This is a genomic window from Pseudoroseomonas ludipueritiae, assembly GCF_014490445.1.
GTDB classification, from domain to species: domain Bacteria; phylum Pseudomonadota; class Alphaproteobacteria; order Acetobacterales; family Acetobacteraceae; genus Pseudoroseomonas; species Pseudoroseomonas ludipueritiae.
In genome coordinates this window covers 1-19,056 of sequence record NZ_JACTUZ010000078.1, presented here as the reverse complement: position 1 = coordinate 19,056, position 19,056 = coordinate 1, and the positions used below count along the sequence as shown (strand labels likewise).

The window sequence follows — 19,056 nt, the reverse complement described above, 5'->3', positions numbered from 1 at the left end:
CCCGCCGGCGGTGGGCTGGGTGGCCTGCTGGGCGGCGGCGGCGGTGGCCTGGGCGGCTTGCTCGGCGGGCTGGCGGGCATGCTGGGTGGCATGCGCGGCCGCGGGCTGAGCCAGCAGGTGGATTCCTGGATTTCCCCCCACGAGAACCAGCCGGTTTCCACCCAGGATCTGGAGCAGCAGTTCGACCCGCGCGAGCTGGACGAGGCGGCGCAACAGGCCGGCACCGACCGCGCCAGCCTGCTGGAGGAGCTGCGCCAGGTGCTGCCCCAGTTCGTGGACCGCATGACGCCGCAGGGCACCCTGCCGCAGCATGGCGCCGAGCCGCAGGGCGGCAGCGGCGACCTCGGCAGCGTCATGAACGATATCCTGCGCGGCAGGCGCTGAGGCGCGCCCTCAGCGCCTCGCGGCGCGCCAGAAGGCCTCGGCGACCGGGGACTGGCGCCGGCGCGGGCGGAAGAGGCGGATCTCCACCGGCACGGCATGGCCGGCCTCCCCCGCCTCCAGCAGCCGGCCGGCGGCGAGGTCTTCCGCCGCCAGGCTGGCCGGCAGCCAGGCGATGCCCTGGCCCTGCCGCGCCATGGTCAGCAGCGCCGCCGCCAGGGGTGAGGTGAAGACGGCCTCCAGCCCCGGACGCTGCGTCGCCTCCAGGATGCGCCCGAGGCCGGACGGCGCGCTATAGGCCAGCAGCCGTGCCGGCCCCGCCGGGAGGCGCCAGCGCGGCGCACCGCCGGCATCGGGTGCCGAAAGCGGCAGCAGCCGGTCATGCCCCACCACAACACTGTCGAAAGCCTCCGGCGCGAAGCGGGCCGGCGCTGCCGGGTGGTGGTGGCACAGCAGGAAGTCGGCATCCCCCGCCAGCAGGATGCGCTCGCAGGCCGTCATGCTGTCGGAGACGAGGTTCAGCGTGCCCAGCGTCTCCAGCGGCGCATGGGCGCGCACCCAGCCGGGAAAGAAGGTGAAGGAGAGCGCATGGGTGGCGGCGATGGTCAGCGCCGCCCCTTCCCGCCCCGCCGCCGCCAGGGCGCCGCGCCGCATCTGCTGCAGGTTGCGCACCAGCGCCCCGGCCTGTTCCCGCAGGTATTCGCCCGCCGCGTTCAGAGCGACACCCTGCGGCGAGCGCAGCACCAGCGGCGTACCCACCCAGGCCTCCAGCGCCTGGATGCGGCGGCTGAAGGCGGGCTGCGTCACGTTCCGCGCCGCCGCCGCGCGGGAGAAGTTGCGGTGCTCGGCCAGGGCCAGGAAATCCTCCAGCCAGTTCAGCTCCATGGCCGATGCCGGATCTGCATGATGAACCTCGATATTGGCATTGGGCAGCGCGCCACGCCGATCCTATCCGGGGCCTCAGCCGCGCGACAGCGCCCGGCGGCAGCGAAGAGGAAGCCCATGCGGATTGTCGATGTTCGCGAGATCACCCAGCCGATCGCCTCGCCGATCCGCAATGCCTATATCGACTTCACCAAGATGACCACGAGCCTTGTCGCGGTGGTGACGGATGTGGTGCGGGATGGCCGCCGCGTGGTGGGCTACGGCTTCAATTCCAACGGCCGCTACGGCCAGGGCGGCCTGATCCGCGAGCGCTTCCGCGACCGCATCCTGGAAGCCGCCCCCGAGAGCCTGCGCGACGATGCGCGCGACAACCTCGACCCCGGCAAGGTCTGGGCATCGATGATGCGCAACGAGAAGCCGGGCGGGCATGGCGAACGCTCGGTGGCCGTGGGCACGCTGGACATGGCGGTCTGGGACGCCGTGGCGAAGATCGAGGGCAAGCCGCTCTTCCGCCTGCTGGCCGAACGCCATGGCCGCGAGGCCGACCCGCGCGTCTTCGTCTATGCCGCCGGCGGCTACTATTATCCCGGCAAGGACAACAGCGCGCTGCGGGCCGAGATGCGCGGCTATCTCGACCGCGGCTACAACGTCGTGAAGATGAAGATCGGCGGCGCTTCTGTCGCCGAGGACCGCGCGCGGATCGAGGCGGTGCTGGCCGAGATCGGCGGCCAGGCGCAACTGGCCGTCGATGCCAATGGGCGCTTCGACCTGGAGACCGCCATCGCCTATGCCAAGATGCTGCGGGACTACCCGCTCTTCTGGTACGAGGAAGCCGGCGACCCGCTGGATTACGCGCTCCAGGCCGCGCTGGCCGAATTCTACCCAAACCCGATGGCCACGGGCGAGAACCTCTTCTCCCACCAGGACGCGCGCAACCTGCTGCGCTACAGTGGCATGCGGCCGGACCGGGACTGGCTGCAATTCGACTGCGCCCTCTCCTATGGCCTGGTGGAATACCTGCGGACGCTGGAGGTGCTGCAACAATGCGGCTGGTCGCCCGCGCGCTGCATCCCTCATGGTGGGCACCAGATGTCGCTGAACATCGCGGCGGGGCTCGGCCTCGGCGGCAATGAAAGCTACCCGGACCTCTTCCAGCCCTATGGCGGCTTCCCGGACGGCGTGCGCGTGGAAGACGGGCATATCACCATGCCGGAGCTGCCGGGCATCGGCTTCGAAGGCAAGTCGGACCTGATCAAGGTGATGCGCGAACTGGCGGAGTGAGAAGAAAGGCCGGGGGAAGGAATTCCCCTGGTCCCCCATCTTCTTTTTTAAGTTGGCGCGCGCCCCCGTCAGCCGCCGGAGAACCAACTCGAAGAAAAAAGAAGGGGTCTGGGGAATTCATTCCCCAGCCTTCTCTCCGCCAGCCTCTCGCCAACCCGCGGCGGCCCCGCGGCGTTAAACGGGGTCAGCGCCGGAATCCCGCCTTGCCTCCTTCCTCCATGCCCGCAGGTTCCTTGTTCAACCGCCTGGGGCAGCGTGTTCTTCCCCGCCGATCCCGGCCTGTGCTGGCTGCCGCCGTGCTGCTGGGCCTTCTCGCGCTGGGCAGCGGCACCGCAAGCTGGATGGCCTCCCGACAGGGCCAGGCCGCCGCCAATGTCGCCAATGCCCATGTGCTGGCGGCGGAGGCGCTGCTCTCCGCCATGAAGGATATCGAGGCCGCGCAGCGCGGCTTCGTGCTGGTGGGCGACGACAGCTTCCTGGAGCCTTACCGGCGTGGCCGCGCCAGCATCGACGAATTGCTGCCCCGGCTGGAAGGCGATGGGTTGCCGGCCGGGCGGCTCCGGGAACTGGCCATGGCCAGGATCGGCTGGGCCGAGCGTTCCATCGCCACCCGCCGCACCGCGGGCATGGAAGCCGCCATCCGCGAGATCGAGACGCGGGAAGGCAAGGCGGCCATGGACGCCTTCCGGGCCGAGGTGGAAGCGGTGCAGGCGCAGACCCGGGCGGCGCAGCTTGAACGCGCCGCCGCCGGGGCGCGCCGTGCCGGCTGGCTGGCGGGGCTGGGGCTGGTGGCGCTGCTGCTCTCCGGGCTTTCGCTGGCCCTCTATGCCCTGGCTTGGCGGCGGGCGGAGCGGCGGGCCTCGGCGCTGCTGGACGGGGTGATGGAACATGCCCCGGTGGGCCTCGGCTTCCTCGACCGCCGGCTGCGGCTGGACCATGCCAACAAGGCGCTGGTGGACCTGGGGGAGCGGGTGCTGGGCGCCGTGGGCGACACGCTGCCAGAGGAGGTACGGCGGCAGATCGAGCCCCGCATGGCCGAGGTGCTGCGCAGCGGCCGCGCGGAGAGCAATGTGGAAGTGTCGGTGCCCGCCGCGCCCGGCCGCCCGTCGCGGCAGTTGCAGATGGGCTTCTTTCCCCTGGGCGGGCATGTGGAGGGCATCGGCGTTGCCGCCATCGACGTGACGGCGCGCAACCGCCTGGAAGCCCGGCTGCGGCGCAGCGAGGCACGGCTGCGGATGATCGTCGATTCCGTGCCGCAGCAGGCCTGGATGACGGACGAGAATGGCGAGGTGCAGTGGTACAACCGCCGCTGGTACGAATTCACTGGCGGCACGCCGGAGGACATGAAGGGCTTCGGCTGGCAGAAAGTGCACCACCCGGAATACATGGAGGGCGTGGTGGCCCGCTTCCGCGCCGCCGTCGCCGCCGGCGAGCCCTGGGAGGACACCTTCCCGCTGCGCGGCGCCGATGGGCAGTACCGCTGGTTCCTCTCGCGCGCCCTGCCGCTGCGGGAGCCGCCGGATGAGGAATTCCCCGAAGGGCGGCTGATCGGCTGGTTCGGCACCAATACCGACATCACCGAGATGCGCGCGGCGGAGGAGGCGCTGACGGCCGCCAAGGCGGCCGCCGAGGATGCCAACATGGCCAAGAGCCAGTTCATCGCCAACATGAGCCATGAGCTGCGCACGCCGCTTTCCGCCGTGATCGGCTATTCCGAGATGCTGGAGGAAGAGGCCGAGGACCTGGAAGGCGCCGAGAGCTTCCGCGAGGATCTGGCCAAGATCAATTCCAATGCCCGCCACCTGCTCTCCCTGATCAACGACGTGCTGGACCTGTCGAAGATCGAGGCGGGAAAGATGGAGGTGCAGCCAGAGGATTTCGATACGGGGTCGCTGCTGCGCGAGGTCGCCTCCACCGTGGAGGCGCTGGTGGCCAAGAAGGACAACCGGCTGGAGCTGGAGATCGCGCCCGATCTGCCGGAGATGCATTCCGACCCGGTGAAGCTGCGGCAATGCCTGTTCAACCTGCTGGGCAATGCCGCCAAGTTCACCGAGCGCGGGCGCGTCACCCTGTCCGCCCGGCCCGAGCCGGGGCGGGAGGGCTGGATCGCCTTCCGCGTCACCGATACCGGCATCGGCATGACGCCGGAGCAGTTGGAGCGGCTGTTCCAGCGCTTCAGCCAGGCCGACAGCACCACCACCCGCCGCTTCGGCGGCACCGGGCTGGGCCTGGCCATCACCAAGGCCTTTGTCTCCATGCTGGGCGGGCGGGTGGAGGTGGAAAGCACGCCCGGCCAGGGCACCGCCTTCACCATCCGCCTGCCCGCCGACATCCGTCAGGAGCGCGTGGAGCATGATGACCTCGCCGTGCAGGTGGGCGAGGCCGCCGTGGATGCCACGCTGCCGCCGGAGGAGCGGCGCGACGGGCTGGTGCTGGTGATCGACGACGATGCCGCCACGCGGGAGCTGCTGATGCGCTTCCTGACGCGGGAGGGCTTCGTGGTCCGCGCAGCACCCGATGGGCAGACCGGCTTGCGGCTGGCGCGCGAGCTGCGGCCCGATGCCATCCTGTTGGATGTGATGATGCCGCGCCTGGATGGCTGGGGCGTGCTCTCCGCCCTGAAGGCGGAGCCGGAGCTGGCCGATACGCCGGTGGTGATGGTGACGGTGGTGCAGGAGCGCGGCCTCGCCTTCTCCCTCGGCGCCGCCGATTACCTGAACAAGCCGGTGGAATGGAGCCGGCTGAAGCGAGTGCTGGACCGCTACCGTGCCCAGCCCGCCCCCGGCACGGCGCTGCTGGTGGAGCATGACGAAGCGCAGCGCGCCGAGCTACGCCAGTTGCTGGAGCGCGAGGGCTGGGCGGTGGAGGAAGCCGCCGACAACCGCGCCGCCCTGGCCCGCATGGCCACCGAGCCCCGCCCCGCCCTGTTGCTGGTGGAGGTGCATGGCGCCGATGGCGGCGAGGGCTTCGCGCTGATCCACGAATTGCGGGCGCGCGCGGAATGGAGCGCGCTGCCCATCGTCGCCCTCACCGATGGCGAGGTGGAGGAGGCCGAGATGCGCCAGTTGCGCAGCAAGGTACATGGCGTGATGCCCGCCGAGGACGGCATCCCCGATGAGCTGGTGGCCGAGCTGCGCCGCATCGCCGGCGCGGCACCGCGCCCCACCGCCCCCGTTTCCGCGACCGTCAAGGAAGGACACTAGCGCATGACCAAGATCCTGCTGGTCGAGGACCACGAGGAACTCTGGGACTTCCTGTCCCGCCGGTTGCGGCGGCGTGGCTTCGAGGTGGTGCTGGCGCATGACGGGCAGCAGGGCGTGGATGTGGCGCGCGGGGAGCGGCCGGATGTCATCCTGCTCGACATGAACCTGCCGGTGATGGATGGCTGGACCGTCGCCCGCACCTTGCGAGGGCAGGGCGATACCGCGCGCATCCCCATCATCGCGCTGACGGCGCATGCCATGTCCGGCGACCGCAGCAAGGTGATCGAGGCCGGCTGCGACGACTACCACCCGAAGCCGGTCGATTTCTCCCGCCTGCTGGGGCAGATCGACGCGGCGCTCGCGGCGCGGCAGGAGCAGGGCTGAGGGGGGCGGGCCTCAGCGGCCCGCCAGCGGCCAGACCAGGGCGATCAGCGGCACGCCCACCAGCAGCACGATGGCTGTCAGCGGCGCCCCCAGCCGGGCATAGTCGCCGAAGCGGTAGCCGCCCGGCCCCATCACCAGCGTGTTGCACTGGTGGCCAATGGGGGTCAGGAAGTCGCAGGCCGCGCCCACCGCCACCGCCATCAGGAAGGCATCCGGGCTCAACCCCAGCCGCTGCGCCAGGCTGGCGGCGATGGGGCCCATCATCAGCACCGTCGCCGCGTTGTTGAGGAAGGGCGTCACCGCCATGGCGATGGCCATCATCAGCCCCAGCGCGCCAAGCGGCGGCAGGTGGCGCACCATGCCTTCCAGCCAGGCCGCGATCAGGTCGGTGCCGCCGGTGGTCTGCACCGCCTCGCTGACCGGGATCAGCGCGCCCAGCAGCACCAGCACCGGCCATTCCACGGCATCATAGGCCTCGTGCTTGCTCAGCGTCCGCAGCAGCAGCAGCACCACGGCGGCGCCGAAGAAGGCGATGGAGACCGGCACCACATGCAGCGCCACCAGCCCCATGGCCGCCAGCAGCACCAGCAGCGGCAGCCAGGAGCGCCGGCTGCGGCCCAGCGTGATGGCGCGCTCCGTCAGCGGCAGCACGCGCAATTCGCCCAGCGCATCCGAGATGGCGGCGGCGCTGCCGCGCAGGATCAGCACATCCCCCGCCCGCAGCCGCAGCGTGCCCAGGCGCTGGGTGATGCGCTGGCCGCGGCGGCTGACCGCCAGCAGGCCCAGGCCGAAGCGCTGCTGCAGGCGGGAGCGGGTGGCGGTGGAGCCCGCCAGCGGCGATTCGGCGGTAACCACGCCCTCCACCACATTGGCTTCCTCCGCCCCCTCCTCCCCCGCCAGGCGCAGCCCGGCGCGGGCGACGATGCGCTCCAGCTCCTCCGGGTCGCCCTCCAGCAGCAGCACATCCCCGGCGCGGATGAGCCAGCCGGGGGTGGGCACGAAGCGGCGGAAGCGCTCGCGGATGATGCCGGCGACGGTGACGCGGCCTTCCGTCATGGCCTCCAGCGCCGCCACATCGCTGCCGGCGATGGCCGCGCCCTCGGGCACCTGGGCCTCGATGGTATAGTCCTCGATGGCGGGGCCGGCATCGCTGGGCGCGCGCCGGTCCCGCGGCAGCAGCCGCCAGCCGAAGGCCAGGAAGACGATGCCCGCCAGCGCGATGCCGAGGCCCACGGGCGTGAAGTCGAACATGCCGAAGGGCTCGCCGGTGGCCTCCGCCCGCACCCGCGCCACGATGATGTTGGGCGAGGTGCCGGTCATGGTGATCAGCCCGCCGATCAGCGAGGCGAAGGCCATGGGCATCAGCAGGGCGGAGGCCGAGGTGCCGGTGCGCCGCGTGAGCTGGAAGGCCACCGGCATGAAGATGGCCAGCGCGCCGATATTCTTGGTGAAGATGGAGGCCACCAGCACGGCGCCGGCCAGCACCGGCACCTGGGTGGCGGTGGTCTTGAGATAGGGCAGCGCCGGGCGCATCAGCCGCTCCACCGCGCCGGAGCGTGCCACGGCGGCGCTGACCAGCAGGGCCGAGGCCACGATCACCACCACGTCGTCCGCGAAGCCGGAGAAGGCGCGGTCCGTCGGGATGATGCCCACCACGACGCCCGCCAGCAGCGCCAGCATGGCCACCAGGTCGTAGGAGATGCGGCCCCAGAGGAAGAGGCCCACGGTGACGCCAAGGATGCCGAAGGCCAATGCCTGGTCCAGCGTCACCGGCCCGCCCCGCGCCATGGTGCCGGGGGTGCGATGCGGGGCGGTGGCAGGCTGGGCATGATGGTTCATCCTCAAGGCGAGACAAAGGGCGGAACCCGGCGGCACCGCCCGGAGTTGCCGCGCCCCCGCCGGCAACCGCCGCCGCCGCCCCGCCGTTTTCCCGGCGTCGGATGAAAAGGGAAGCCGCCACCATGACCGCCATGCCGTGGCGCATCCTGCGCCTCTTCGGCCGGGAGCAGGAGCGCGACGGCGAAAGCCAGTTGCTGGAGCGGCAGGCGCTGGGCCTGCCGCCGGAAGTGACGGTGCCGGAACCGGCGCCGGAGGCGCCGCGCCGCCCCCCGATGCCGTCGCCGCAGCGCCTGTTGCAGGAACAGGTGGCAACCAAGCTGCTGCATGCCTGGCTGCAGAACCGCCACCAGACCCTGTTTCCCCTGGCGCTGAACCTGCAAAGCCTGGAGCCGGCGCAGCGCTGGCTGCTGCTGCGCGCCATGGTGGCCACCGCCAGCATGACCGGCACCGGGCCGGAAGCCCTGCCGCCCCTGCTGCCCAGCATCGGTGGCGGCGAGGCCGAGCGCGCGGCGCTGGAGGGAGCCTGGAACAGCCCCATGTCCCTGCCCGCCCTGCTGGCGGAGCTGCGGCAGGCGGCGCTCGGCGCCCATGCCTATACCCTGGCGCTGCTGGTGGCGGGCCAGGACCCGGTGGGCCGCGCCTGGCAGGACTACCTGGCCGCCAGCTTCGCCCTGCCGGCCGACGTGACCTCGGACCTGCAGCGGCGCAGCGGGCGGCGGCGGCTCAGGCCGGCTGCTCGGTGACGGCGCGCAGGGCGTTCTGCACCAGGTCGCTGTCCACCAGCAGGTGGCGGGAGATATCGGCCAGGGTCACCCAGCCGGCGACATGCCCGGCGGCATCCTGCACCGCCAGCCGCCGCACATTCTGCGCCGCCATCAGGTCCATGGCCACGCGGATATCGTCGCCGGCGCGGCAGAAGAGGGCGGGGGCGCTCATCACCTCCCGCACCCGCATGGTGGTGGGGTCGCGGCCCTCGGCGACGACGCGGTAGAGCAGGTCGCGGTCCGTCACCACGCCCTGCACCCCCTCCGGCCCGCCCACCGGCAGGGCACCGACATCCAGCTCCCCCATCATCTCGGCCGCCTGCTGCACCGTGGCCTCGGGGGAGATGAACTCCACCTCCGCGCTCATCACATCCGCGACTTCCATGCTGCCTCCTGGGAACCGGTATGGTGGTAACGGCCGCCCCCGCCACGGGATGCGCCCCGGGCCGTTGACGCCTGCCGCGCCCAGGAGTCATGGGAGCCAGGATCGATACCCGGGTAAAAATCTGCGATACAGCGCCGCAGCATGGCGCCGCCGCGCAACAGGATCAGGACACGGTCATGACAGCTTCGCTCCGCAGGACATTCGGCATGCGCCTGGCCGCCGCGCTGCTCGGCCTTTGCGCGCTGCTGGCGCAGCCCCTCGCGGCCCGGGCCGCAACGGTGGCCGAGGAAGCCCGCGCCGCGCTGCCGGAGGCCACCCGCGCCGCCGGCGTGCTGAAGGTCGCGACCTCCCTGCAATGGCCGCCCTTCGCCTACCAGGCGGAAGGCGGCGGCGCCGATGGCATCGATATCCGGCTGGCGAAGCTGCTGGCGGAGAAGCTGGGGCTGAGGGCGGAATTCGAGGACATCAAGTTCCCCGCCATCATCCCCGGCGTGGTCAACGGCCGCTACGACATCGGCCTCAACCAGATCGGCCGGACGCCGGAGCGGCTGCGGGTGGTGAACCTGCTGCCCTATTTCAATTCCGGCTATGGCCTGCTGGTGCGGCAGGGCGTGACGGGGGTGGATATCAACAACCTCTGCGGCCGCACCCTGGTGCTGACCCAGGGCAGCGCGCAGATCTCGCTGGCCGAGCGGCTTTCCGCCGATTGTGTGCAGGCGGGCCGGCAGAAGATCGCCTTTCTCTTTTTCCCCGACAGCGCCGCGACCTATCTCGCGCTCTCCAACGGCCGGGGCGATGGCTTCCTGACGGCCCGCGCCGTGGGCATCTACATCGCCAGGGGTAACCCGAAGCTGCAGATGACCGGCGGCACCCTGCCGGACATGGTCACCACCTCCGGCATCGTCGTGGCCAAGAACAACGCGGCGCTGGAGACGGCGCTGCGCCTGGCGCTGGAAAGCGCCGTGGCCGATGGCAGCTATGCCGCGCTGCTGGCCGAGTTCGGCGTGCCCGATGGCGCGCTGACAGTGGAGCAGATCCGCAACCCCGGGCCGCTCTGAGGCGAAGGACCGGGTGATGACGACCAGCCTGCACATGCCCGCGGCTGCGGCCGCCCCGCCGCCGCGCATCCTGCCGGCGCCCCGGCGCGGGCGCTGGTTCGGCATCGCGCTGATCCTGCTGGCGGCGGCCTGGATCATCGACCAGGTGCTGCACAATCCCGGCTTCCAGTGGGAGATCGTCGGCCGCTACATGTTCAGCGCCGATGTGCTGCAGGGCGTGCTGATGACGCTGCAACTGACGGCGCTGGTGATGGTGATGGGCACGGTCATCGGCATCGGCGTCGCGCTGATGCGCCTCTCGGGCGACCCGGTGCTGGGCTTCTGCGCCCATGCCTTTGTCTGGTTCTTCCGCGGCACGCCGGTGCTGGTGCAACTGGTCTTCTGGTACAACCTCGCTTCCCTCTTCCCCGAGATCTCGCTGGGCATTCCCTTCGGCGGCCCGAAGTTCTTCGAGATTTCCTCCACCCTCGCCATTTCCTCCTTCACCGCCGCCATGCTGGGCCTGGGGCTGAACGAGGCCGCCTACATGGCCGAGATCGTGCGTGCCGGCCTGCTCTCGGTGGACCCGGGGCAGAGCGAGGCCTCCAAGGCGCTGGGGCACCGGCCCTGGCAGACCTTCCGCGTCGTGGTGCTGCCGCAGGCCATGCGCGCCATCGTGCCGCCCACCGGCAACCAGGTGATCGGCATGCTGAAATACACCTCCATCGCCAGCGTGGTGGCGTTGGGCGAACTAATGCATTCGGTGGAGACCATCTATTCCCGCACCTTCGAGACCATCCCGCTGCTGATCGTGGCGGCGCTGTGGTACCTGATCATGGTCAGCATCCTGTCCGTCCTCCAGCACCTCATCGAGCGGCATTACGGCCGTGGCGCCGCCGATGCCGGGCCGATGGGCTGAGCGGGCGGCCGTGAGCATGGACATGGCCCTCGCCGCCGAGCCGCTGGTGCGCATCACCGATGTCTGGAAGCAGCGCGGACGCAACACCGTGCTGAAGGGCGTGAACCTCCAGGCGGCGCGCGGGCAGGTGGTCTGCCTGCTCGGCCCTTCCGGCGCCGGCAAGAGCACGCTGCTCCGCTGCATCAATGCGCTGGAAGCCTGCGACCGCGGCATCGTCTCCGTCGATGGTGTGCCGATCGGCGTGGAGCAGCGCGGTGGCGCCTTCTACCGCATGCGCGAGACGGCGCTGAGCCGACAGCGCGCCGAGATCGGCATGGTCTTCCAGAACTTCAACCTCTTTCCGCATATGTCGGTGCTGGAGAATATCATCGACGCGCCAATCCGCGTGCGGGGCGAGAGCCGCGCGGCGGCGGTGGCCCGCGCGCGGGAATTGCTGGCGCGCGTCGGGCTGGCGGAAAAGGAAGCAGCCTTCCCCCGCCAGCTTTCCGGCGGGCAGCAGCAGCGCATCGCCATCGCCCGCGCATTGGCCATGCAGCCGAAGCTGATGCTGTTTGACGAACCCACCTCGGCCCTCGACCCGCATCTGGTGGGCGAGGTGCTGGATGTCATAAAAGACCTCGCCGCCAGCGGCATGACCATGATCATCGTGACGCATGAAGTGCAATTCGCGCGCGAGGTGGCCGATGTGGTGGCGGTGATGGTGGATGGCGTGATCGCTGAATCCGGCCCGCCGGCGCAGGTGCTGGCGCGGCCGCGCGACCCGCGCGTGCAGGCCTTCCTGGCGCGTTCCTTGCGGGAGAATGCCTGATGGACGAGAACCGCGACTGGCTGATGGTGGTGGACCTGCAACCCGCCTTCTCCCACCCCGAAAGCCCCTGGTTCACCCCTAGCCTCGCCGAGGCAGCGGGACGCATCGCGCAGCTGGTGCCGCTGTTCGGGCAGCGCGTGCTCTTCACCCGCTTCGTCCCGCCGGCGGTGCCGGAGGGAAGCTGGGCGCAGTACTACGAGAAATGGCCTTTCGCGCTGCGGCCGGAGGCCGACTGGCTCTGGGCAGTGGATGCGCCCTGGCAGGACCGCGCCAGCATCGCCAGCCACACTTTTTCGAAGTGGCTGCCGGAGGCTTATGAACGCTTCGGGCCGGCGCCGCGCGTCACGCTCTGCGGCGTTTCCACCGATTGCTGCGTGCTGGCCACGGCGCTGGCGGCGGTGGATGGCGGGGCGCAGCTACGGCTGGTGGCGGATGCCTGCGCCGCGAAATCCCCGGCGGTGCATGAGGGCGCGCTGGCCATCATGGCCGCCCGCGCGCCGATGCTGCACATCACCACCACGGCCGAGGAATGCGCCCGCATGGCGGCGCGGCAGGAGACATTGGCATGAGCCGCATGATGCATCTCGGCCTGCTGGCCATGGGCGCCGGCGGGCATGTCGCTGGCTGGCGGATGCCGGATGCGGAATGGGGTTCGGAGAACCTCTCGCTGCTGCGGCGCATGGCCCAGGCGGCCGAGCGCGGCAGGTTCGACCTCTTCTTCCTGGCCGATGCGGTGAATACCGGCCTCGACGCGCATCCTGGCATGATGGTGCGCTTCGAGCCGCTGACGCTGCTCTCGGCGCTCGCCATGTGCACCGATCGCATCGGCCTCGGCGCCACCGTCTCCACCACCTATTCCGAGCCCTATAACGTCGCCCGCGCCTTGGCCTCGCTGGACCATCTCAGCGGCGGGCGGGCGGCCTGGAACGTGGTCACCGGGTCCAGCCCCGATGCGGCGGCGAATTTCAGCCGCGACAGCCACCCGCCACACGCCGAGCGCTATGCCATGGCGGCGGAATACCTCCAGGTCGCCAAGGGCCTTTGGGACAGCTGGGAAGACGGCGCCATTGTCGGCGACAAGGCCAGCGGCACCTTCGCCGATGGCACGAAGATGCATGTGCTGAACCACGAAGGCCGCCACTTCAGGGTCAAGGGCCCGCTGAACATCACCCGCCCGCCGCAGGGCTATCCGGTGATCCTGCAGGCCGGCGCCTCCGATGCCGGGCGGGACCTCGCCGCCGCCACGGCGGAGGTGGTCTTCACCGTGCAGCAGGAGATGGATGCCGCCCTCGCCTTCGCCCAGGACCTGCGCGACCGCTGCGCCGCGGCGGGGCGGCCGCGCGATGCCATCCGCATCCTGCCCGGCGTCTGCATCGTGCTGGGCCGCGACGCGGCGGAAGCCAAGGCGAAGATCGCGGCGCTGGCGAGGCTGGCGGACCCGGATGCGGCGCTCCGGGTGCTGTCGGACCGGCTGGGGCATGACCTTTCCCGCTTCGACCTCGACGCGCCGGTGCCGGAACTGCCGCCTTCCGGCATGATGCAGGGCCATGCGGTGACGCTGGCCGCCGTGGCCCGCCGGCACCGCATGACGCTGCGCGAGCTGCGCGACTACACTGCCGCCAGTTCCGGCCACCGGGTGCTCTTCGGCACGCCGAAGGAGGTGGCGGATGACCTGGAAGCCTGGTTCCGCAGCGGCGCCGCCGATGGCTTCATGATCAAGACCACCCACTATCCCGGCCCCTTCGAGGAGGTGATCGACCGCGTGGTGCCGATCCTGGTGCGGCGCGGCCTGTTCCGTGCCGAATACGCCGGCCGCACCCTGCGCGAGCATCTGGGCCTGCCGCGCCCGGCGCATCCGGCACAGGCCGCCGCGCGGCAGACGGCGGGGTAGCCGGCTGGCGGCGACAACCATCCCGTCACCGCCGGCTTTACCGCCTGGGCATACCGGCCGAGCAAGAAAGCCTTCCGATGGACAGGGCGGCCTATACCGCGCGCAAGAGCATCCCCGACATCATCGCATCGGCCGATGCCGGGGAAGTTGGGCTGCGGAGGGCGCTGGGCCACTTCAGCATCACCGCCATCGGCATCGGCGCCGGCATCTTCGTGCTGACCGGCACGGCCGCCGCGCAATATGCCGGGCCGGCGCTGGTGCTGTCCTTTGTGCTGGGCGCCACCGCCTGCGCCTTTGTCGGCCTCTGCTATGCCGAGCTGGCGGCGATGATTCCTGTCAGCGGCAGCGCCTATACCTATACCTATGCCACACTGGGCGAGCTGATGGCCTGGATCATCGGCTGGGACCTGATCCTGGAATATTCCATGGGCGCCGCCACCGTCGCCGTGGGATGGTCCGGCTATGTCACCAGCCTGCTGGCCGGTTTCGGGCTTTACCTGCCAACGGTGCTGACCCATGCCACCGGCACCACCGTGACCCTGGCCGATGGCACCCAGGCCAGCGCGCTCTTCAACCTGCCGGCGGCGCTGGTCGTGCTGGTGCTGACCGGGCTGCTGATGCTGGGCACGCGGGAATCGACGCGGCTGAACAACATCATGGTGGCGGTGAAGCTCTCCGTTGTCGCCATCTTCATCCTGATCGGCGCCGTGCATGTCACGCCGGCCAACTGGCAGCCCTTCCTGCCGGAGAATACCGGCGAATTCGGCCATTACGGCTGGAGCGGCGTGCTGCGCGGCGCCGGCGTGGTGTTCTTCGCCTTTACCGGCTTCGACGCCATCTCGACGGCGGCGCAGGAAGCCAAGTCGCCGCAGCGGGACATGCCCATCGGCATCATCGCCTCCCTGACGGTCTGCACCCTGCTTTACGTGCTGGTGGCAGGCGTGCTGACCGGGCTGGTGCCCTATCCGGCCCTGAACGTGACCGACCCCATCGCCAAGGGCACCGATGCCATCGGCCTGCCCTGGCTTTCCGGCCTCATCAAGATCGGCGCCATCGCCGGCCTGACCACGGTGATACTGGTGCTGCTCTATGCGCAGAGCCGCATCTTCCTGGCCATCTCGCAGGATGGGCTGCTGCCGTCGGTCTTCCGCCACCTGCACCCGCGCCGGCACACGCCCTGGATCAGCCAGCTCATGATAGGCGGCGCCGTCGCCTTTACCGCCGCCGTGCTGCCCATCGGCATCCTGGGCGAGATGGTCGGCATCGGCACCCTGTTCGCCTTTGTGCTGGTCTGCGGCGCGGTGCTCTACCTCCGCCGGAGCGAGCCTGGCGTACACCGCCCCTTCCGCGCGCCCGGGGCCCCGGTTGTGCCCGTGCTGGGCATGCTCTTCAGCCTGCTGCTGATGGCCGGGCTGCCGCTGGATACCTGGCTGCGGCTGATCATCTGGATGGCCATCGGCTGCGGCATCTATGCCTTCTACGGGCGCCACCATTCCCGCCTGCGGCACAGCGGCGCGGGGCGGTGACGCCCGGGGCGCTCAGGGCTTCCCGGTGCCGGGCTTGCCCCCGGCCGGCGGTTCCCCGGTCCATTCATCGGTGATCAGGGCCTGGGCCTCGCTGATCTTGTCCAGCTCCGACTTCCCCGGCGGCTTGGGAATATAGCCCTCGGAAGCCTTCTCTGCCGGGAAGCGGGCCTTGGGGCCCTCCGGCGCATGTTCCGTCATCTCGTGCCCCTTTCTGCTGCCTGTGACCCTGAAGGAACGCCGGGGCAAAGACGGCGTTCCATGCCGGGCGTTCAGGCCGGCGCCGGCAACGAGACGCCGCAGCGGCGCAGCACCTCATCCAGCAAAGCTTCCCGCATCGGGGCATGGGATGCCTCCCGCGCCTGTGTCAGGGCCAGTTCGGCGGCGGTATCCATCCCGCGCAGCCGTTCCGGCGGCGTCATGCCGATCCAGTTGGCGATGCAGCCGCCATGCGCCTCCGGGTGGAATTGCAGGCCCAGAGCGCGGCGACAGGAAAAAGCCTGCACCGTGTCACCGGCGCGGGCCAGCACCTCGGCCTGGGGCGGCAGGCGGACATGGTCGCCATGCCAGCGCAGCCAGGGGCCGCGCCAGATCGTGCCAGCACTGGTCTCGATATCGCCCCAGCCTGCGTGCAGCGTGCCGGTGGGCTCGACGCTGCCGCCAATGGCGGCAGCCAGCAATTGCGCCCCGAAGCAGATGCCCAGCACCGGGCGCTCCGCCGCCACCGCCGCGCCCAGGTAGCGCACCTGCCAGCGGATCCAGTCATCCTCGTCATAGACGGCCTTGGGCGAGCCGAGGCTGATGATGAAATCCGCCGCCTCCAGCGCCTCCCGGTGCGCCGCCAGGCCGGGGCCGGGCAGCACCTCCAGCCGGGCGCCGCGCCGCTCCAGCGCCGTGCCCAGCAGGCCGATAGGGGCCAGGGGCGAGTTCTCGACAATGGCGACGCGCATGAACCCGCTGCTCCTGCTCACTTGCCTGTCCTATCGCGCCGCCCCGCCGGCCGTCCATGGCCAGACAGGGCGGCCTCAATGCGGCCTGTCCAGCAGGGCATGGAAGGCGTGGAGATCATCGCCCGGCGGCACGGCATGCGCGGCCGGGTCGGCATGGTCGATGGCGGCATCGGCCGGATAGGTCCAAGGGGCAGCGCCATGCAGGTGCTCCGTCCAATCCGCCACCGCCGCATGGCCGGCGAAGGCATCCTGCGCCGCCAGCACCGAGGCCTCGATCGCCGCCTGCGGGTCGGCTTCCGGCGCGGGCGGTGGCGGCGGCGGCGGCGGCGGTTCCACCGCCAGGGTCACGCTGTGCCGCACCGCCTCGGCCCCCTCGCTGTCCCGTACCGCGATGCTGACGGAGCGGCTGCCGGCGGCCAGCCCCTCCGGCCCGGCATTCTCCAGCACCAGCGATTGCAGCACGGCCGAATAAACCTCCGGCGCCGCCGCGCCGCGCAGGGCAAGCTGGCCGGAGGCCGCGTCATAACCGCCACCCACCAGCTCGATACCCGTATCGCCGATCATGACGCGCCCATCGGCGGCATGCAGGTCATGGCCTTCAAAGCCCAGCCGGTCACCCGGCTGGCCCCCGCCCAGCGTCACCACCGCACCGCCCAGCAGAGGGCTGTCGATATCGGCGGCCCGTACCTCGCCCAACAGGGTGGCCGCCGGCGCACCCGCCTGCCCCGCATGTCCGGCGGGAGCCAGCACCAGCACCGGTGCGTCATTGACCGCGGCGATGCTGAGGGTGAAGTCCCGGCTGCTGCTGGCGCGGGCGCCCGTGGCGGTTTCCTCGCTGGTGGCGGTGACGGTCAGTTGCAGCATGCCGTTCCAGTCAGGCGCTGGCGTCAGGCGCAGCTCGGGAAGGCTCGCCGCGGGAACCGCCCAGGCGCCGCCGCCCAGCGATGCGCCGGCGGAAAGCGAGAAGCCTTCCGGCAGGCCGGAAACCTGCAGGTCCAGCAGCCTTTCCGAGCCATCCCGGTCCACCAGCGCCGCGCCGAGCGACAGCGCCAGCGACTGGTCCTCCGTGCCGCTGGCATGGGGCGCCGTCAGCGTCGGCGCATCGGCCACCGGTACCACCTGCAGGGCCATGGTGCCGGTGGTGCTGGCCTCCGCCCCCGTCGCCGCCTCGGCCGACACGGCGGTGACGGTCAGTTGCAGCGGGCCGGAGAAATGTGCCGGAGGGGTCAGGACCAGCCCCGCCAACTGGCCGGGCAGAAGGGTCCAGGTGCCGTTGGCGGCGCGGCTGCCGGCCGAAAGGGTGGCACCGCCCGGCACCCCCTGCACCAGCACCCGCAGCAGGCTTTCCGAACCATCGGCATCCCCCGGCGCGGCGGCGATGGACAGCGCCAGCGGCCGGTCCTCCACCCCCACGGCATCCGCCAGCGCCAGCAGCGGCGCGTCGGTGACAGGGCGCACCGTCACGCTCATCTCGATAGGGTCGGTGCTGGCGGCGTCGCCATTCCCTTCCACCGCCAGGGCGGTGAAGCGCAGCCGCGATGTGCCGGAATAATCCGGCGGCGGCAGGAAGCCGAGATTGGGCAGGGCCTCGCCAGGGATGGTCCAGCTGCCATCGGCATTCTCGGCCCCGGCGGTGAAGCGCGCCCCCGCCGGCACGCCGGTGACGCGCAGGAAGAGGCTTTCGGAACCATCCCCATCCGCCAGCCCCGCGCGGAGGTCGAGCACCAGCAGGCTGTCCTCGCTGCCGGCCATGGCGGCGGGCACGTCGAGCATCGGCCGGTCCGCCACCGCCTCCACCTCCACCGCGAAGCCGGCGCGGCTGGTGGCATGGCTGGCATCGGCGCCTTCCATGGCATGGGCCACCAGCACCAGGGCCATGTGGCCGCTCCAGTTGCCGGGCGGTGTCAGCGTCAGGCCCGCCAGCTGCGATGGGGCCAGGGTCCAGCTGCCATCGCCGTTATTGATGCCGGCGGAAAGCCGCGCCCCAGGCGGCAGGCCTTCCAGCGCCAGCGACAGGATTTCCGAACCGTCCCGGTCCGCCAGCACCGCGCCGAGGTCCAGGGCAATTGGCTGGTCCTCCCGTCCCACGGCATCATTCGCATGCAGCAGCGGAGCCTGCGACATCGGCGCGAAGCTCACCGCCACATCCTGTGCCGTGGCGCGGGTGGCGCCGCCGGCAGCCTCCATCGTCACCGCTGTCACCGTCAGGTGCATATTGCCCGAGACATGCTCGGGCGGAATCAGCATCACCTTCGCCAGATGCGCCGGCTCCACGCTCCAGGTGCCGTCGCCATTCCCGGTGATGCCGGCGCCGGGAGCGATACGGGCGCCGGGCGGCAGGCCGGAGAGCAGCACGGAGACGACGCTTTCGCTGCCATCGGCATCGGCGGGCGAGACATGCAGGTTGAGCGCCAGCGGCACATCTTCCCTGCCCGCCGCCGGGCTGGCACGGATCAGCGCCGCATCGGCCACCGGCGCCACCGTCACATCCAGCGCCTGCTCGGTTGTCAGCATCGTGCCATCGGGCTGCATCGCCAGGGCACGCAGCGTCAGGCGGATCTCGCCGGAGAAGTCAGCCGGCGGAGTCAGCGCCAGCCCGGCCAGGGCCTCCGGCGGCACCACCCAGGCGCCGGTGGCGGGGTCCCTCAGGCCAGCCGAAAGGCTGGCACCGGGGGGCAGGCCTTCCACCCGCAGGCCCAGCACCTCGGCCCGGCCATCCACGGCGCCGCCGGCCAGGGCGACGCGCAATGACAGGGGGCTGTCCTCCCGCCCAGCCTCGGCCTCGGCCCGCAGCCATGGCGGCGCG

At 71.0% G+C, this 19,056-nt stretch carries 17 protein-coding genes; 11 read left to right on the top strand and 6 right to left on the bottom strand.

What is annotated here, in order from left to right:
• The coding region (locus tag IBL25_RS16085; RefSeq protein WP_187779554.1) for a YidB family protein at positions 1–384 on the top strand (384 nt) is incomplete at its 5' end.
• A 9-nt stretch (positions 385–393) separates the two neighbouring features.
• On the opposite strand, the gene IBL25_RS16080 is transcribed toward IBL25_RS16085, so the two are convergent.
• Complete coding sequence (locus IBL25_RS16080; protein WP_187779553.1) at positions 394–1,266, bottom strand: LysR family transcriptional regulator; 873 nt, start codon at positions 1,264–1,266, stop codon at positions 394–396.
• Between the two features lie 117 nt (positions 1,267–1,383).
• Between IBL25_RS16080 and IBL25_RS16075 the strand changes: the two genes are divergently transcribed.
• The 3 genes from IBL25_RS16075 to IBL25_RS16065 all read left to right on the top strand — a co-directional run bounded on the left by IBL25_RS16075 (position 1,384) and on the right by IBL25_RS16065 (position 6,134).
• A complete protein-coding gene (locus IBL25_RS16075) occupies positions 1,384–2,547 on the top strand; it encodes a mandelate racemase/muconate lactonizing enzyme family protein (protein ID WP_187779552.1) in 1,164 nt (387 codons plus the stop codon).
• Between the two features lie 281 nt (positions 2,548–2,828).
• Positions 2,829–5,750, top strand: a complete 2,922-nt coding sequence (locus tag IBL25_RS16070; protein WP_187779551.1) for a response regulator — start codon at positions 2,829–2,831, stop codon at positions 5,748–5,750.
• Positions 5,751–5,753: 3 nt separating this feature from the next.
• Positions 5,754–6,134 carry a response regulator gene (locus IBL25_RS16065; protein WP_187779550.1) on the top strand — a complete coding sequence of 127 codons (381 nt, stop codon included), beginning with the start codon at positions 5,754–5,756 and terminating at the stop codon, positions 6,132–6,134.
• Positions 6,135–6,146: 12 nt separating this feature from the next.
• Here the strand turns inward: IBL25_RS16065 and IBL25_RS16060 are convergent, their stop codons facing one another.
• Positions 6,147–7,973: an SLC13 family permease gene (locus IBL25_RS16060; RefSeq protein ID WP_367615622.1), complete on the bottom strand. Its 1,827-nt coding sequence runs from the start codon at positions 7,971–7,973 to the stop codon at positions 6,147–6,149.
• A 122-nt stretch (positions 7,974–8,095) separates the two neighbouring features.
• On the opposite strand from IBL25_RS16060, the gene IBL25_RS16055 reads away from it, so the two are divergent.
• The gene (locus tag IBL25_RS16055) at positions 8,096–8,716 is read left to right on the top strand and encodes a tellurite resistance TerB family protein (protein ID WP_187779549.1); all 621 of its coding nucleotides are present in this window, start codon (positions 8,096–8,098) and stop codon (positions 8,714–8,716) included.
• Here IBL25_RS16055 and IBL25_RS16050 read toward each other — a convergent pair.
• Complete coding sequence (locus IBL25_RS16050) at positions 8,697–9,122, bottom strand: CBS domain-containing protein (protein WP_238940475.1); 426 nt, start codon at positions 9,120–9,122, stop codon at positions 8,697–8,699. The two genes, IBL25_RS16055 and IBL25_RS16050, sit on opposite strands and share 20 nt — an antisense overlap.
• 176 nt (positions 9,123–9,298) lie before the next feature.
• On the opposite strand from IBL25_RS16050, the gene IBL25_RS16045 reads away from it, so the two are divergent.
• The 6 genes from IBL25_RS16045 (at position 9,299) to IBL25_RS16020 (ending at position 15,303) form a co-directional block, all read left to right on the top strand.
• Positions 9,299–10,180 (top strand): transporter substrate-binding domain-containing protein, encoded by an 882-nt coding sequence (locus IBL25_RS16045; RefSeq protein ID WP_187779548.1) that lies wholly within the window; start codon positions 9,299–9,301, stop codon positions 10,178–10,180.
• Between the two features lie 16 nt (positions 10,181–10,196).
• On the top strand, positions 10,197–11,078 hold the full coding sequence (locus tag IBL25_RS16040; RefSeq protein ID WP_202986788.1) for an amino acid ABC transporter permease: 882 nt from the start codon (positions 10,197–10,199) through the stop codon (positions 11,076–11,078).
• Positions 11,079–11,094: 16 nt separating this feature from the next.
• Positions 11,095–11,886, top strand: a complete 792-nt coding sequence (locus IBL25_RS16035; protein ID WP_238940476.1) for an amino acid ABC transporter ATP-binding protein — start codon at positions 11,095–11,097, stop codon at positions 11,884–11,886.
• Positions 11,886–12,455 (top strand): cysteine hydrolase family protein, encoded by a 570-nt coding sequence (locus IBL25_RS16030; protein WP_187779547.1) that lies wholly within the window; start codon positions 11,886–11,888, stop codon positions 12,453–12,455. Before IBL25_RS16035 ends, IBL25_RS16030 begins: the two co-directional genes overlap by 1 nt.
• Complete coding sequence (locus IBL25_RS16025; RefSeq protein WP_187779546.1) at positions 12,452–13,777, top strand: LLM class flavin-dependent oxidoreductase; 1,326 nt, start codon at positions 12,452–12,454, stop codon at positions 13,775–13,777. Before IBL25_RS16030 ends, IBL25_RS16025 begins: the two co-directional genes overlap by 4 nt.
• A 77-nt stretch (positions 13,778–13,854) precedes the next feature.
• Positions 13,855–15,303, top strand: coding sequence for an amino acid permease (locus IBL25_RS16020; RefSeq protein WP_187779545.1), 1,449 nt, complete (start codon positions 13,855–13,857; stop codon positions 15,301–15,303).
• Between the two features lie 12 nt (positions 15,304–15,315).
• On the opposite strand, the gene IBL25_RS16015 is transcribed toward IBL25_RS16020, so the two are convergent.
• From IBL25_RS16015 to IBL25_RS16005, 3 genes are all read right to left on the bottom strand, one after another.
• The gene (locus tag IBL25_RS16015) at positions 15,316–15,501 is read right to left on the bottom strand and encodes a hypothetical protein (protein ID WP_187779544.1); all 186 of its coding nucleotides are present in this window, start codon (positions 15,499–15,501) and stop codon (positions 15,316–15,318) included.
• Between the two features lie 71 nt (positions 15,502–15,572).
• A complete protein-coding gene (locus IBL25_RS16010; protein WP_187779543.1) occupies positions 15,573–16,250 on the bottom strand; it encodes a type 1 glutamine amidotransferase in 678 nt (225 codons plus the stop codon).
• Between the two features lie 75 nt (positions 16,251–16,325).
• A partial coding sequence (locus IBL25_RS16005; RefSeq protein ID WP_456315869.1) for a hypothetical protein occupies positions 16,326–19,056 on the bottom strand: 2,731 nt, incomplete at its 5' end.